General features: G+C 63.5%; 15 protein-coding genes and 1 pseudogene. 7 read left to right on the top strand and 9 right to left on the bottom strand.

Annotated features, from left to right (window positions below; all coding sequences use genetic code 11):
• Positions 1-5: 5 nt before the first annotated feature.
• Positions 6-569 carry a peptidylprolyl isomerase gene (locus tag ACM43_RS02450; RefSeq protein WP_271537917.1) on the bottom strand — a complete coding sequence of 188 codons (564 nt, stop codon included), beginning with the start codon at positions 567-569 and terminating at the stop codon, positions 6-8.
• A gap of 39 nt (positions 570-608) precedes the next feature.
• Positions 609-1,103: a pantetheine-phosphate adenylyltransferase gene (gene coaD / locus ACM43_RS02445; protein WP_036028155.1), complete on the bottom strand. Its 495-nt coding sequence runs from the start codon at positions 1,101-1,103 to the stop codon at positions 609-611.
• 269 nt (positions 1,104-1,372) lie between these two features.
• Here coaD and ACM43_RS02440 point away from each other — a divergent pair, with 269 nt between their 5' ends.
• Complete coding sequence (locus ACM43_RS02440) at positions 1,373-1,630, top strand: hypothetical protein (protein ID WP_036012649.1); 258 nt, start codon at positions 1,373-1,375, stop codon at positions 1,628-1,630.
• Positions 1,631-1,711: 81 nt separating this feature from the next.
• Here the strand turns inward: ACM43_RS02440 and gyrA are convergent, their stop codons facing one another.
• The 3 genes from gyrA to ACM43_RS02425 all read right to left on the bottom strand — a co-directional run bounded on the left by gyrA (position 1,712) and on the right by ACM43_RS02425 (position 5,678).
• Positions 1,712-4,444 carry a DNA gyrase subunit A gene (gene gyrA, locus ACM43_RS02435; protein WP_271537911.1) on the bottom strand — a complete coding sequence of 911 codons (2,733 nt, stop codon included), beginning with the start codon at positions 4,442-4,444 and terminating at the stop codon, positions 1,712-1,714.
• A 192-nt stretch (positions 4,445-4,636) separates the two neighbouring features.
• Complete coding sequence (locus ACM43_RS02430) at positions 4,637-5,035, bottom strand: DUF2306 domain-containing protein (RefSeq protein WP_157286059.1); 399 nt, start codon at positions 5,033-5,035, stop codon at positions 4,637-4,639.
• 148 nt (positions 5,036-5,183) lie between these two features.
• On the bottom strand, positions 5,184-5,678 hold the full coding sequence (locus ACM43_RS02425; RefSeq protein ID WP_025036423.1) for a single-stranded DNA-binding protein: 495 nt from the start codon (positions 5,676-5,678) through the stop codon (positions 5,184-5,186).
• A 436-nt stretch (positions 5,679-6,114) separates the two neighbouring features.
• Between ACM43_RS02425 and ACM43_RS02420 the strand changes: the two genes are divergently transcribed.
• From ACM43_RS02420 to ACM43_RS02410, 3 genes are all read left to right on the top strand, one after another.
• A complete protein-coding gene (locus ACM43_RS02420) occupies positions 6,115-6,912 on the top strand; it encodes an outer membrane protein (protein WP_271537907.1) in 798 nt (265 codons plus the stop codon).
• 238 nt (positions 6,913-7,150) lie between these two features.
• Positions 7,151-7,849: an outer membrane protein gene (locus ACM43_RS02415; RefSeq protein WP_157286061.1), complete on the top strand. Its 699-nt coding sequence runs from the start codon at positions 7,151-7,153 to the stop codon at positions 7,847-7,849.
• 222 nt (positions 7,850-8,071) lie between these two features.
• Positions 8,072-8,824, top strand: coding sequence for an outer membrane protein (locus tag ACM43_RS02410; RefSeq protein WP_271537904.1), 753 nt, complete (start codon positions 8,072-8,074; stop codon positions 8,822-8,824).
• Between the two features lie 23 nt (positions 8,825-8,847).
• Here ACM43_RS02410 and ACM43_RS02405 read toward each other — a convergent pair whose 3' ends face one another.
• The gene (locus ACM43_RS02405; RefSeq protein WP_271537902.1) at positions 8,848-9,072 is read right to left on the bottom strand and encodes a hypothetical protein; all 225 of its coding nucleotides are present in this window, start codon (positions 9,070-9,072) and stop codon (positions 8,848-8,850) included.
• Between the two features lie 27 nt (positions 9,073-9,099).
• Here ACM43_RS02405 and uvrA point away from each other — a divergent pair, with 27 nt between their 5' ends.
• A complete protein-coding gene (gene uvrA, locus ACM43_RS02400; protein ID WP_271537900.1) occupies positions 9,100-12,081 on the top strand; it encodes an excinuclease ABC subunit UvrA in 2,982 nt (993 codons plus the stop codon).
• An 82-nt stretch (positions 12,082-12,163) separates the two neighbouring features.
• Positions 12,164-12,733, top strand: a complete 570-nt coding sequence (locus ACM43_RS02395) for a DinB family protein (RefSeq protein WP_271537898.1) — start codon at positions 12,164-12,166, stop codon at positions 12,731-12,733.
• A gap of 1 nt (position 12,734) precedes the next feature.
• On the opposite strand, the pseudogene ACM43_RS02390 reads toward ACM43_RS02395, so the two are convergent.
• The 3 genes and pseudogenes from ACM43_RS02390 to ACM43_RS02380 form a co-directional block, all read right to left on the bottom strand.
• Positions 12,735-13,247, bottom strand: a pseudogene (locus ACM43_RS02390) (RNA 2'-phosphotransferase); the annotation flags it as partial.
• A gap of 421 nt (positions 13,248-13,668) precedes the next feature.
• Entirely contained in the window at positions 13,669-13,995 is a 327-nt protein-coding gene (locus ACM43_RS02385) for a DUF5615 family PIN-like protein (protein WP_271537896.1), read from the bottom strand.
• Positions 13,996-14,005: 10 nt separating this feature from the next.
• Positions 14,006-14,233 (bottom strand): DUF433 domain-containing protein, encoded by a 228-nt coding sequence (locus ACM43_RS02380; protein WP_100230657.1) that lies wholly within the window; start codon positions 14,231-14,233, stop codon positions 14,006-14,008.
• Positions 14,234-14,331: 98 nt separating this feature from the next.
• On the opposite strand from ACM43_RS02380, the gene ACM43_RS02375 reads away from it, so the two are divergent.
• Entirely contained in the window at positions 14,332-14,973 is a 642-nt protein-coding gene (locus ACM43_RS02375) for an HAD-IA family hydrolase (protein ID WP_271537893.1), read from the top strand.
• The last annotated feature ends 46 nt before the right edge of the window (positions 14,974-15,019 follow it).

The raw sequence follows: 15,019 nt of genomic DNA, 5'->3' as shown, positions 1-15,019 counted from the left end.
CCCGCCTATTTGATGTCTGAGGCGACCTGCACCTTCACCATCTTGTCGGGATCGGTGACAGAGCCGCCGGGCGAGCCGGCGGGCGCCTTCTTGAGCTTGTCGACGACGTCCATGCCCTGCACCACCTCGCCGATCACGGTGTACTGGCCGTCGAGGCTGCCGCCGTCGGCGAACATGATGAAGAACTGCGAGTTGGCGCTGTCGACGCTGTCGCCGCGTCGGGCCATGCCGACGATGCCGCGGGCAAAATGCACCTTGGAGAATTCCTGCTTCAGGTTCGGGTATTTCGAGCCGCCGGTGCCGTTGAATTTCTCGCCGTCGCCGGTCTGCGCCATGAAGCCGTCCATGACGCGGTGGAACGGCACGTTGTTGTAGAAGCCCTCGCGCGCGAGCTGCTTGATGCGCTCGGCATGCTGGGGCGCGATGTCGGTCCTGAGCTTGATGACGATGCGGCCCTTGGTGCTGTCGATGACGATGGCGTTGGCCTTGTCGAGATTTGCCGGCAATTGCTGCGCCACCGCCGGTACCGCGAACAGAAGCGCGGCAAGAACTGCGAGAATTCGGATCATGACAACTCCGGATCAGAGAGAAGAGGAAGCGCGCCGTTTTCAGGCGAATTTGGCCTTGAGCTGTGCCGCGACCTGCGGCGGGACGAAGGCCGAGACGTCCCCGCCCATGCCGGCGATCTGGCGCACCAAAGTGGCGGTGATCGGGCGGACCATGGGAGAGGCCGGCAGGAAGACCGTATGCACCTCGGGAGCCATGGCCTCGTTCATGCCGGCGAGCTGCATCTCGTAGTCGAGGTCAGTGCCGTCGCGCAGGCCCCGAATCATGATGGTCGCGCCGTGCTTGCGCGCTGCGGTGACCGACAGATCGTCGAACGTCGTCGCCTCCAGCACGCAGCCGGCCTGCGCCGCGATCGGACCGCAGACGTCCTCGAGCATCTTGAGGCGCTCCTCGGTCGAGAACAGCGGTTTCTTGCCGGGATGCACCCCGATCGCGACCACGAGCCTGTCGCACAAGGAAACGCTGTGCCGGACCACGTCCAGATGGCCGTTGGTGATGGGGTCGAAGGAACCTGGGTAGAAGGCGATGCGCGGCATGGCCCCGTCCTACCGCGCCCGGCCCGGGCCGGCAAGCCGGGCAGGTTCCTTGCCCGTTTCCGGTCCAGCCCCTCCGAAAATGTCCCGTCGGGCGTCAGCGGCAGCCGGTTTGTTTCGCCCTCGGGGCGACCACGAAACAAAACGGAGCGGGAACGAAACCATTTCCCACATCGGCGAAGACGTCCGGAAACTGGCCATGGTTACTAATCCGGGCCAACGAACGACGGGCCGCGTACTGGGCGTAGGCGGCCGCATCACAGGGGACTGTCATGATCAAGACCATTTCAGCGATCGCTCTGTCTGCGTGTGTTGCCGCGGCCCTCACGCTCCTGCCCGGCTTTGCCCCGAAGGTTGAAGCCAGCGTGCCGCAGCCGCTGGCCAAGAGCGACCGGCTCGACATCCGCAGCATCGGCCGTGACTGCTCGCAGCAGGCCTGGCCGAACTTCGAAGCCTCCTGCCTGCGTAGCGCCGGCACCAAGGCCAATGTCCGCGAGGCACGCCTCGTGACCGCCAACCGCACGCCGTAATCGGGCTTGACGATTTCGCGTCAGCTAGGCGGTTCACAGCCCGGATCGAGCGCAGCGCAATTCGGGCTGCCTGGCTGAGCGTTACTCCCCGTTCGCTCCGTTGCCATTCTCGGCCTCTTCGGTGATGTGCTCGACTGACACCACGTGCTCGTCCTCGGCGGTGTCGAACACGATCACGCCTTGCGTCGAGCGGCCGGCGATGCGGATGCCTTCGACCGGGCAGCGGATCAGCTGACCCTTGTCGGTGACCAGCATGATTTGATCCGCCTCCTCCACGGGGAACGAGGCGACGAGATTGCCGTTGCGGTTGTTGACGCTCATGGCGACGATGCCTTTGCCGCCGCGGCCGGTGGTGCGGTACTCGTAGGACGAGGTCCGCTTGCCGTAGCCGTTGACGGAGACGGTCAGCACGACCTGTTCCTGCGCCGACATTTCGACATAGCGCTCCTGCGGGAGCTGGAAGCTGCCCGAGGTCTCCTCGGCCTCGGCATCGGCCGGTGCCTCTTCCGCGGCGGCTTCGCCCGCGACCGCGCGCCGCATCTTCAAATAGGCCGAGCGCTCGTCCGAGGTGGTGTCGACGTGGCGCAGGATCGCCAGCGAAATCACCTTGTCGCCGTCGCCGAGCGCGATGCCGCGCACGCCCATCGAGGTGCGCCCGGTGAACACGCGCACGTCGGTGACGGGGAAGCGGATGCACTGGCCGCCGGCAGCGGTCAGCAGCACGTCGTCGCGCTCGGTGCAGATCTGCACGTCGACGATCGCCTCGTTGTCGTCGAGCTTCATGGCGATGATGCCGGAGCGGCGGACGTCGACGAAGTCGGACAGCTTGTTGCGCCGGACGTTGCCGCCCGTGGTCGCGAACATCACGTCGAGCTGGCCCCAGGTCGATTCATCCTCCGGCAGCGGCATGATGGTGGTGATACGCTCGCCCTGCTCCAGCGGCAGGATGTTGATCATGGCCTTGCCGCGCGCGTTCGGCGCGGCCATCGGCAGCCGCCAGACCTTTTCCTTGTAGACCTGGCCGCGCGAGGAGAAGAACAGCACCGGAGTATGGGTCGAGGCGACGAAGAGCCGGCTGACGAAATCCTCGTCGCGGGTCTGCATGCCGGAGCGGCCCTTGCCGCCGCGGCGCTGCGCCCGGTAGGCCGACAGCGGCACGCGCTTGACGTAGCCGGCGTGCGAGACCGTGACGACCATGTCCTCGCGCTGGATCAGGTCCTCGTCCTCGACCTCGCCCTCCTGCTCCATGATCACGGTGCGGCGGGGCGAGGCGAACTCGGCCTTCACCTCGGCAAGCTCGGTCTTGATGATGTCCAGGATGCGCGCGCGTGAGCGCAGGATCGCGAGATAGTCGCCGATCTCCCCGGCGAGCTTCGACAGCTCGCCGCCAATCTCGTCGCGGCCGAGCGCGGTGAGACGTGCGAGACGCAATTCGAGGATCGCCCTCGCCTGCTCCAGCGACAGGCGGATCGTGCCGTCCTCGTTGATCCGGTGACGCGGATCATCGATCAGCGTGATGATGTCCTCGACGTCGCGCGCGGGCCAATCGCGCGTCATCAGGGTATCACGGGCCGCCGCTGGTGTCGGCGAGGTGCGGATCACCTTGATGATCTCGTCGATGTTGGCGACCGCGATGGCGAGGCCGACCTGCTCATGGGCGCGCTCACGCGCCTTGCGCAGCTTGTACTTGGTGCGCCGGGTGACGACCTGCTCGCGGAAGCCGACGAAGATCGTCAACATATCCTTCAAGTTCATCGTCTGCGGACGCCCGGAATCGAGCGCAACTGCGTTGACGCCGAAGCTCGTCTGCAGCGGGGTGAACTTGTAGAGCTGGTTCAGTACCACGTCGGGCACGGCGTCGCGCTTGAGCTCGACGACGACGCGATAGCCTTCGCGGTCAGACTCGTCGCGCAGGTCGGAGATGCCCTCGATCTTCTTTTCCTTGTAGAGCTCGGCGATGCGCTCGACCATCGTCGCCTTGTTCACCTGATAAGGAATCTCGGTGATGACGATCGCCTCTCGATCCTTGCGAATGGTCTCGAACGTGACCTTGCCGCGCATCACGATGGAGCCGCGGCCGAGATGGTACGCGCTGCGGATGCCCTGGCGTCCGAGGATGATGCCGCCAGTCGGGAAATCCGGGCCGGGAATGATGTTGATGAGCTCGTCGATGGTCAGCGAGGGATTGTCGATCAGCGCAATACAGGCGTCGATCACCTCGCCGAGATTGTGCGGCGGGATGTTGGTCGCCATGCCGACGGCGATGCCGCCGGCGCCGTTGACCAGCAGGTTCGGGAACCGCGCTGGCAGGACCACCGGCTCCTTCTCGGAACCGTCGTAATTGTCCTGGAAGTCGACGGTGTCGCTGTCGATGTCCTCGAGCAGCTTCAGCGCGATCTTGGTCAGGCGGGACTCGGTGTAGCGCATGGCCGCCGCCGGATCGCCATCGACCGAGCCGAAATTGCCCTGCCCGTCCACCAGCAATTCGCGCATCGAGAAGTCCTGCGCCATGCGCACCAGCGCGTCATAGATCGCCTGGTCGCCATGAGGGTGGTATTTACCCATGACGTCACCGACGATACCGGCGGACTTCTTGTGCTTCTTGTCGGGCGTGAAGCCCTGCTCGTTCATCGAGAACAGGATGCGCCGATGCACCGGCTTCAGGCCATCGCGCGCATCGGGCAGCGCGCGCGATACGATCACGCTCATGGCGTAATCGAGGTAGGACTTCTTCATCTCGTCGAGGATGGAGACGGGGCGAATGTCCGAGGGTTGCGCCGGCTGGTCGCCGGGCTTGTTATCGTCGTCAGCCAAGGGGAAATCCGGTGAGGTTTTATCTGGGAATCATATAACGCATCGAGGGTTGGATAACCACCCTGACAGGGCCGCCGGAAGCGCTTTTTCCCTTCGTTTTTTCATGCACTTACCGGGGTGACGGGAGGTCATTTCCGGACAGCCTTCGGACGTCGGCAACCCCTGCGCCGGAGAGTGGATTTCGGCCACGGCTCAAGGCCCGAAAACCACTGTATGCATGAGCCGGCCGGGCATGAGGGTGAACAGCCCGGCAATGACGAGTGCGCCGAAGAAGATCGAGGCCATCGTGATCTTGTGGCGGCGAACATTGTGAGCTCTTGCAGCCGTCACGCCCAATACGAGCATCGCCAACGCGAAGATCGAGAGCAGATGGATCGGGCTCCATGGACCGACCAGACGGATTTCGTGAATCCAGAACGAGGTGAGCGCCACGACGAGCATCAGCACCACCCAGACCCAGCCCAGAGCCCGGTGCGGAAGGGTGCCCTTGGGGGCGATGAGCTGAACAATTCCGAGGACGAATGCAGCCATCGCGGCAAAGGCATGCAGCGGGATCGCCGGAGCAGCAGCAAGAAGCGGTCCAAGACTCATGCAGCAGTCCCCGATCGGCAGCGGCTCGCCGTCTGACGCACAACATGAGGCAAGCTTAGAAAATCAAGCCTTGCCCGTTGATTGACGAGAAATCCAAGCGCGGCACGCGAGCACACCGATGCAAAGGACGAGCGCCCGCTATTTGACCTCAGAACGGAATATCGTCGTCCATGTCGCTGTTGCGGCCGCCACCGGCGGCAACGGGACGGCGCGGCGCGCTGCTGACGGGTCCGGAGGAGCCGAAGTCGCCGCCCGGCTCGTCGCCGAAGCTGCCACCTCCGCCGCCGCCACCGCGGCCGTCCAGCATCGTCAGCGTCGAGTTGAAGCCCTGCAGCACGACCTCGGTCGAATATTTCTCGACGCCGCTCTGGTCGGTGTACTTGCGGGTCTGGAGCGCGCCTTCGATGTAAACCTTTGCGCCCTTCTTCAGATACTGTTCGACGATCTTGCAAAGCGGCTCAGAGAAGATCACGACGCGATGCCACTCGGTCTTCTCCTTGCGCTCGCCCGTGTTCTTGTCGCGCCAGGTCTCCGAGGTCGCGATGCTCAAATTCGCGATCGGCCGCCCGTCCTGGGTGCGGCGGATTTCGGGATCCTTGCCGAGATTTCCAACCAGAATGACCTTGTTGACGCTTCCCGCCATCGCGCTCTCCACTCCGAATGCCACTGAATTTCAAAAGGGCGAATCCGCTGCCCGCGTTCCTCTGCGCCCGCTAGGGCGACCCTATACGCCTGCGGGCACCGATCAGCCTGCCACCCCCGGGGTTATCCCCATATATAGCATCCCCTTCCGTTTTGTTCCAGATTTGTTCTTCATCGCAATAGGACAGCCATTCTGGCCCATTGCCAAAATAATGAGCAGCGCTCCGATGGAACCTTCTTGGGTTCCCCTGAACGAGAAAAACCGCTTAACATTCATTAAGTTGTTCCATTCACTTGAGTGGCGAGTGTGGCATTCCGGAGACGGACTCTGCCCCATTCTTAGGCTACATTCGCGTTGGAATTGATTCATATGGGCGTCGCGCCTGATCAGCCGCTTCGGGGAGTTTCAAGAAGCGGACGAAACTGGGGAGACTGTAATGAACAAGGTTCTGTTTGGTGCAATCGGTGCAATGGCGTTGGGGCTGTCGGGGCCGGCAAGTGCAGCGGATCTTGCTGCGCGTCCCTACACAAAGGCTCCGGCCCCTGTCGCTACCGTTTACGACTGGAGCGGCTTCTACATCGGTATCAACGGCGGCGGCGGCACGAGCCGTAAGTGCTGGGATTTCGTCGACACCACGGGCCTCGTCACCGGCGCCGCCGGCACCCTCGTCGGTGAAGGATGTCACAACGCGACCGGAGGCACGGTCGGTGGCCAGGTCGGCTACCGCTGGCAGTCCGCTAATTGGGTGTTCGGCGTCGAAGGCCAGGGCAACTGGGCCGACTTCTCCGGCGACAATGTCAGCCTCGTCTTCCCGGGCTCCGCGCTCGTCACCGGCAGCCGCAACCGGTCTCAGATCGATGCCTTCGGCCTGATCACCGGCCAGGTCGGCTATGCCTGGAACAATATCCTGGTCTACGTCAAGGGCGGCGCCGCCGTCGTCAGCGACGAGTTCGACGTCTACGCGGCGCCAGGCACGCCCGGTGCGGGCACCCTGCTCGCCTCGGCCGATCACACCCGCTGGGGCGGCACCGTCGGCGCGGGCGTCGAGTTCGGATTCGCACCGAACTGGACGCTCGGATTCGAGTACAACCACCTCTTCCTGGGCCACCAGACCCGGGACTTCACGACGCCAGGCGGTGCCTTCTTCGGATCCGATCGCATATATCAGGACGTCGACATGGGTTTGGTCCGGCTGAATTATCGCTTCGGCGGCCCGCTGGTCGCGAGGTACTGATTCCCTCTGATTTCGTGAGCGATGGAAGGGCCGGCCCCAGCGCCGGCCCTTCTTTTTTGCGGCACGACGGCTGGACGTCAATAAGTCAGCAACCATCACCTTTTCGGCTGTTGTGGCTTTTCGGAGACACAACTTGCGGCTTTGGTGGTGTAAAGACGGCGCCAGTTGGGCCGTTGAGTCCGCTGCCCTTCCGTGAGGGAAGGCAACAACAGAAACTGGGACTGGGATTAAGTTGAAAATGAAAAAGGTTTTGTTGGCTTCGGCCTGTTTGTTCGCTCTCGCGGCCCCCGCTTCGGCTGCTGATCTGGCAGCCCGCCCCTACACCAAGGCGCCCGCGCCTGTGGCCTCGGTCTACAACTGGACCGGCTTCTATCTCGGTATCGTCGGCGGCGGCGCCTGGGAAAACAGCTCCGATGATCCGCGCATGCAGGGCGGTTTCGTCGGCGGCACCGTTGGCTACAACTGGCAGACCTCCAACGTCGTGTTCGGCATCGAAGCTGATGGCGCGTGGGCTGACGTAAACGCCTCAGCGACCGGTCTTGTTGATTTTGGTGGCGCCCTCGTTCCCACGACGGTCAGTTCGCGTATCGACGCGCTCGGCACCGTGCGTGGTCGCATCGGCTGGCTCGCTTCCCCGAGCGTCCTGCTGTACGCCACGGGTGGTTACGCCTGGATCAACAACAAGATCAGCGTCAGCGCGCCCCCTGTTCTGAGCCTCTCGGAGAGCCAGTTCCATTCGGGCTGGACGGTCGGCGCGGGCGTCGAGGCGATGTTTGCTCCGAACTGGTCGGTCAAGGGCGAGTACCTCTATCGCAGCCTGGGCGGCGAGACCTACTTCTCGGGCGTCTTCCCGGTCAACACCGGCACTCTCGACCTCCACACCGTGCAGGTCGGCGTGAACTACCACTTCGGCGGCCCGGTCGTCGCCAAGTACTGAGCTTCGTCTCTGACGCATCATCGTCACGAAAGGCCGGCCTCGCGCCGGCCTTTTTGTTTGTTGCGGCCGCCCGTTCGCTCGCGTTTTCGGACGGCTGTGGCCGCTAGGTGACACAACCTTTGGCTTCAATGGTGTAAAGCAATGACGTTACTTGGGTCATGAGGTCCGCTGCTCTTCCGCTCTCCGGAAGACCGGAATGAGAAACGGAAGTGGGGAATGGATATGAAGAAGCTTTTGCTGGCTTCGGCCAGTTTGTTCGCACTCAGCGCGTTGGCTCCGGCCTCGGCGGCCGATTTGGCGGCCCGCCCCTACGCCAAGGCTCCGGTGGCGCCGATCGCGGCGTACAATTGGAGTGGCTTCTACCTCGGTATCAACGGCGGCGGCGCCTCCAGCCGCAACTGCTGGGATGTCAACAACATCCTCGGCGTTCCGGGTCCTGATACGGCTGAAGGCTGTCACAATGCGACGGGCGGCGTCGTCGGCGGCCAGGTCGGTTATCGCTGGCAGTCGTCGAACTGGGTGTTCGGTCTCGAAGCCCAAGGCGATTGGGCTAACCTGAAGGGCGCGAATACCAGCCTGTTTCTTGCGCCGCTGGTCAACCAGACCAGGATCGACGCAATTGGCCTGTTCACGGGCCAGGTCGGCTATGCCTGGAACAACGTGCTCTGGTACGTGAAGGGTGGCGCGGCCGTGACGCACGCCAAATACGACGGTCTGTTGGGGGGCGTCGTCTTCGATAGCGCAAGGGAGACGCGCTGGGGTGGTGCGGTCGGCACCGGCATCGAATTCGGTTTCGCGCCGAACTGGTCCGTTGCGATCGAATACGACCATCTGTTTATGGGCGGCCGTAATGTCAGCTTCACGTTTGCGGGTCTTGGCATCAACGACCGCATCGACCGCATCAAGCAGGATGTGGACATGGGCACCGTTCGCCTCAACTACACCTTCGGCGGCCCGGTGGTCGCGAAGTACTGAACTTCCCTGCCGAGGTCACATCGTCACGAAAGGCCGGCCTCGCGCCGGCCTTTTTGTTTGGCTGGTGCTCCGGAAGCGGTTCCGCGCGTCCCTGCTGCCAGATCCCGCCAGCACGCCAACAATCCGTTGACGATTCGCAAGTCCCACTGGAAATCCGCCGCCGTTCTTCCTACGTTCGCTGCCATACCCATCGGCGCCGATCCCGGTTCCGGGCGCAGCGCGCCTTTTTTGTTGGCGCGATCGCGCACCTTTGGGCTTCCTTGAGGGCAACTCGGATGGATGAAGTGATCAAGGCGAAGCGCCAACAACAGAACGCGGGCTCGAGCCTGCGCGCAATTACGATCCGCGGCGCGCGCGAGCACAACCTCAAGAATATCGACGTCGAGATTCCCCGCGACAAGCTGGTGGTGTTCACCGGGCTATCCGGCTCCGGCAAATCCTCGCTCGCCTTCGACACGATCTATGCCGAGGGCCAGCGCCGCTACGTCGAATCGCTGTCGGCCTATGCCCGCCAGTTCCTGGAGATGATGCAGAAGCCCGACGTCGACCAGATCGACGGCCTGTCGCCGGCAATCTCGATCGAGCAGAAGACGACGTCGAAGAACCCGCGCTCGACCGTCGGCACCGTCACCGAGATCTACGACTACATGCGCCTGCTCTGGGCCCGCGTCGGCGTGCCCTATTCGCCGGCCACGGGCCTGCCGATCGAGAGCCAGACCGTCTCGCAGATGGTCGACCGCGTGCTGGCGCTGCCCGAGGGCACGCGCCTCTATCTGCTCGCCCCCGTCGTGCGCGGCCGCAAAGGCGAGTACAGGAAGGAGCTCGCCGAATGGCTCAAGAAGGGCTTTCAGCGCGTCAAGATCGACGGCACCTTCCACGAACTGGCGGAAGCCCCCAGCCTCGACAAGAAATTCCCGCACGACATCGACGTGGTGGTCGATCGCATCGTGGTGCGCGCCGATATCGGCCAGCGCCTCGCCGAGAGCTTTGAGACCGCGCTGAAGCTCGCCGAAGGCCTTGCCGTCGTCGAGTTCGCCGATGCGCCCGCGGCGGCTGCGCCTGCGGAGGAAAAGAAGAAGACCGCGAAAATCCACGACAAGAGCGGGCCCGAGCGCATCCTGTTCTCGGAAAAGTTCGCCTGCCCGGTCTCCGGCTTCACCATCCCCGAGATCGAGCCGCGCCTGTTCTCCTTCAACAATCCCTATGGCGCCTGCCCCGCCTGTGGCGGCCTCGGCGTCGAGCAGCATGTCGACGAAGACCTCGTCATCCCCGAGAAGGATCTGACGCTGCGCAAGGGCGCGATCGCGCCCTGGGCCAAATCGTCGTCGCCCTATTATGTGCAGACGCTGACCGCGCTCGGCAAGCACTACAAGTTCACGCTCGACACCAAGTGGAAGGATCTGCCGAAGAAGACGCAAAACGCGCTCCTCTACGGCTCGGGCGAGGACGAGATCAAGTTCTCCTACGAGGACGGGGTGCGCTCCTACGACACCAAGAAGCCGTTCGAGGGCGTCATCACCAACATCAACCGCCGCTACCGCGAGACCGAGAGCGAGTGGGCGCGCGAGGAGCTGGCGAAATATTTCCACGACGTCCCCTGCGAGGGCTGCAAGGGCTTTCGGCTCAAGCCCGAGGCGCTCTGCGTCAAGGTCGGCGGCAAGCATATCGGCGAAATCTCGGAGCTGTCCGTGAAGGGCGCCGGCGCGTGGTTCGAGACCGTGCCGGAGGCGCTGAACGCGCAGCAGAACGAGATCGCGGGCCGCATCCTGAAGGAGATCCGCGAGCGCCTCACCTTCCTGCTCGACGTCGGCCTCAATTATCTGACGCTGTCCCGCTCCTCCGGCACGCTGTCCGGCGGCGAGAGCCAGCGCATCCGCCTCGCCTCGCAGATCGGCTCGGGGCTCACAGGCGTGCTCTACGTGCTGGACGAGCCTTCGATCGGCCTGCACCAGCGCGACAACGCCCGCCTGCTCGATACGCTGAAGCGGCTGCGCGACCTCGGCAACACCGTGGTCGTGGTCGAGCATGACGAGGACGCCATCCGCCTTGCGGACTACGTGCTCGACATCGGCCCCGGCGCCGGCATGCATGGCGGCAACATCGTCGCCGAAGGCACGCCCGCCGAGATCATGCGCAACCCGAAATCGCTGACCGGCAAGTACCTGACCGGCGAGCTCGAGGTCGAGGTGCCGGAGCGGCGTCCGCCGAACCATCGCCGTACCATCAAGGTGGTGAACGCGCGAGGCAATAACCTCAAGAACGTCACGGCGGAAATTCCGCTCGGCCTGTTCACCTGCGTCACCGGCGTCTCCGGCGGCGGCAAGTCGACGCTGCTGATCGATACGCTCTACCGCGCCATTGCCCGCAAGCTCAACAACGCCAGCGAAGGCGCGGCGCCGCACGACCGCATCGAGGGCCTCGAGCACATCGACAAGATCATCGACATCGACCAGTCGCCGATCGGCCGCACCCCGCGTTCGAATCCGGCGACCTATACCGGCGCGTTCACGCCGATCCGTGAATGGTTCGCCGGCCTGCCGGAAGCGAAAGCACGGGGCTACGAGCCCGGCCGCTTCTCCTTCAACGTCAAGGGCGGCCGCTGCGAGGCCTGCCAGGGCGACGGCGTCATCAAGATCGAGATGCACTTCCTGCCCGACGTCTACGTCACCTGCGACGTCTGCAAGGGCAAGCGCTACAACCGCGAGACGCTGGAGGTGCTGTTCAAGGGCAAGAGCATCGCCGACGTGCTCGACATGACCGTCGAGGAAGCCGCCGAGTTCTTCAAGGCGGTGCCGCGCGTGCGCGAGACTTTTCAGACATTGCACCGCGTCGGTCTCGACTACATCCATGTCGGCCAGCAAGCGACGACGCTCTCGGGCGGCGAAGCCCAGCGCGTCAAGCTCGCCAAGGAATTGTCAAAGCGCGCCACCGGCCGCACGCTCTACATCCTGGACGAGCCCACCACCGGCCTGCACTTCCACGACGTCAAGAAGCTGCTGGAGGTGCTGCACGAGCTGGTCGCGCAGGGCAACACGGTCGTCGTCATCGAGCACAATCTCGAAGTCATCAAGACCGCCGACTGGGTCATCGACTTGGGGCCCGAAGGCGGCGACGGCGGCGGTGAAATCGTCGCGTGGGGCCCGCCGGAGGACATCGCCAAGGCGCCGCGGAGCTATACGGGGAAGTTCCTGGCTCCCGTGCTGGAGAAGGCGCGGAAGCCGAAGCGGAGGCGAACCGCGAGCGAGGCGGCGGAGTAGATTGCGCTGCATCGGAGCCACAGGGCTGTAGCGCGGATTAGCGGAGCGTAATCCGCCACTATTCGATCGGGAAAGAGCCGACATGTCCGCTGGACTCGTCCAAACCTACCGCGCCTTCGCCCACAACAACGCTTGGGCGAACCATCGCCTGCTCGCCGCCTGCGCTGCGCTATCCCAGTCTGAATTCGAAGCCCACCGCACCGGCTTCTTTCCAAGCCTGCAGCGTACGCTGAACCACATCTACATCATCGACTTCTTCTACATCGATGCGCTTGAAGGGGGTTGGCTCGGACCGGCAGCCTGGAAGAACGAGGTGCCGTACCCCTCGTTAGCCGAGCTGAAAGCTGCCCAGGCCGCAATGGACAAGCGCCTGATTGCGATCTGCGATGCGCTGACAACTGAACGGCTCGACGCCTTCGTCCGGATCAACCGCGACACGACCGTGCAGACCGAACGCTGCGACCGACTGCTCATGCATCTCTTCCAACATCAAATTCATCATCGCGGACAGGCGCATGCCATGCTGTGCGAAACGGATGTCGCGCCCCCGCAGCTCGACGAATTCTTCGCGGAAGGCGAAGCGCCGCTGCGGGCCGCCGAATTCGCCGAACTAGGCTGGACCGAGGAGACTGTTTGGAAATCCAGGACGTAAGCTAGGCCAGGAACTCCGGCGGCACATGGTCGGTCAGCCACACACCGTTCTCTGCGCGAAAAAAATTGAATCCCTTGGCATGCATGCTGCCGGCATCGACCTTGAAGATGTGCGGCTTGCCGTGGCGCTGACCGACACGCTGCGCCGTTGCCTCGTCGGAGGACAGGTGCACCTGCTGGCGCGCCTGCGGCTTCAGGCCCTCGGACAGGATCGCCTCGACAAACCGTGTCGCCGTGCCATGATACAGGATCGACGGCGGCTCCTGCGGCGCCAAGCCAAGTTCAACCGAGACGGAATGTCCTTGCGCGGCGCGAATGCGATCAGTTTCAGGGGATAGCGAGAAACGCTTCTTGTCGCTCTCTGCGACGACACGCAGCAGATCGTCGCGGCCAAACTTTGTGCCGGCGGCATTTCCCTTGGCGATCAGGTCGTCGATGCTGGCCCACCCGTGCGAATCCAGCACCAACCCGATCGTTTCCGGCTGGTGGCGCAGGATGAGGCTCAGAAACTTGCTGAGCTGGTGTCATTGATCGGCATGGTTACCCTTCCAGTCCCGCATCACTACACTCAAGTGGTTGGCAAGGCCAGATGATCGATCTGGAGGGAGCAATGGCCAGTCGAACCTATACGGTATTTCGGAACGCGATCCTTGCCGAGCAACAGGTGACTTGCGTCTACGAAGGGCCGCCGTCGCGAGCTCTGTCCGCATATCATCGGCACCAACAAGTCCGGCGAGGAAACCGTGCTGGCCTGGTAGTTTGCAGGCGAAAGCAGCGGACCGCTGCCGCAATGGCGGTGCCTGAAGCTGGCCAATGTCAGTGGTGCCCGGGCGCGGGATGGCCGCTGGCATGAAGGCGGCTCGCATCGAACAATTCAGATTGCGTCAGCAACATCGATCTCGACATCAACGTTGACGTCCGCGGGCTGCGGTCTCGCTAGCTTCCGACGAATTCAATCACCGCCTCGCCCCGTGCGACGGCTTCGGCAATTTGAGGCATGGCGGCTAGAAACTGGCGGATCAGCGCGCGATTATCGATGTTGCCCACGCGCACCCATAGCACGATCGGTCCCTGACCCTTTGCAACGCGAAGAAGCGAAAAGTCGCGATCCTTGGTGACGAGAACAGCCGATCGAGAAATGGCTTCGTTCCAGATCACCCCGTCGATCGCATTTGCCATCCCGAACTCGGCCACATGAACCGCGTCGTATCCGGCGCGACGCATGGCTTCCGCGAGTGCCGAAGGAAGCTGAGCATCGATCAAGTATGGCAAGCTATTTGGCCGCTATGATCGGGTGGTCGACCTGACGGGCGGCGTAGGCGAGCACCGCGTCGATGTCGGCCTCTTCCAAATATGGATAATCCTCGAGAATACTCTCGCGCGACTGTCCCGCGGACAGCAATCCCAGAATGTCGGCGACCGTAATGCGCAGATCGCGAATACAGGGGCGTCCATGCATACGCTGCGGATCGACCGTAATCCTTGCCAGTAGCTCCGACATCTGTCACCTCTGGATCTCAATATAGCATTTCCAATCACATCTGTCAGCGCGTCGCCGGCTGGACACGACGTGCCAGCCCCCGGTGCTTCCGTCTCCTCATGCCCTACGCCCTCGCCATCTTCGATCTCGACGGCACGCTCGCCGACAGCTTTCCCTGGTTCCTGCGCACCATCAACGATGTCGCTGATCGCTTCAATTTTCGTCGCGTCGCGGATGGGGAGATTGAAGAGCTGAGGCACGCCTCGAGCCGCGAGATCCTCGCCCGACTGGAGGTGCCCTCGTGGAAGCTGCCGGCGATCGCGCGGCATGCGCGGCGGCTGAAGGCGGAGGCTGCAGCTGAGATTCCGCTGTTTGCCGGCGTCGAGGCGATGCTGCGGACGCTGGCCGAGAACGGCGTGCAGCTGGCGCTGGTGACGTCCGACAGCGAGGCCAATGCGCGCGAGAAGCTTGGCGAGGCTGCAGCGTTGTTCGAGCAGTTCGACTGCTCTGCCTCGCTGTTCGGCAAGGCCGCGAAATTCCGCCGGGTCATCCGGCGCGCGGGCGTTGAGCCCGACAAGGTCATTTCGATCGGCGACGAGGTCCGCGACATCGAGGCGGCACGGGCCGTTGGAATTGCCTGCGGCGCGGTATGCTGGGGCTATGCGGCGCCGGCGGCGTTGCGGGCGTTCGGGCCGGATCATGTGTTCGAGCGGATGGATGAGATTGCATCGACGCTAGCTCGGACTCGTAGGGTGGGTTAGCCGCGCATTCGCGGCGTAACCCACCACTTCTGTCTCCGCTGAAACC

It is taken from the genome of Bradyrhizobium sp. CCBAU 45321 (assembly GCF_028128975.1).
In the GTDB taxonomy this organism is placed as follows: Bacteria; Pseudomonadota; Alphaproteobacteria; order Rhizobiales; family Xanthobacteraceae; genus Bradyrhizobium; species Bradyrhizobium yuanmingense.
The sequence above is the reverse complement of the archived record's forward strand: the minus strand, read 5'-3'. Positions and strand labels throughout refer to the sequence as shown.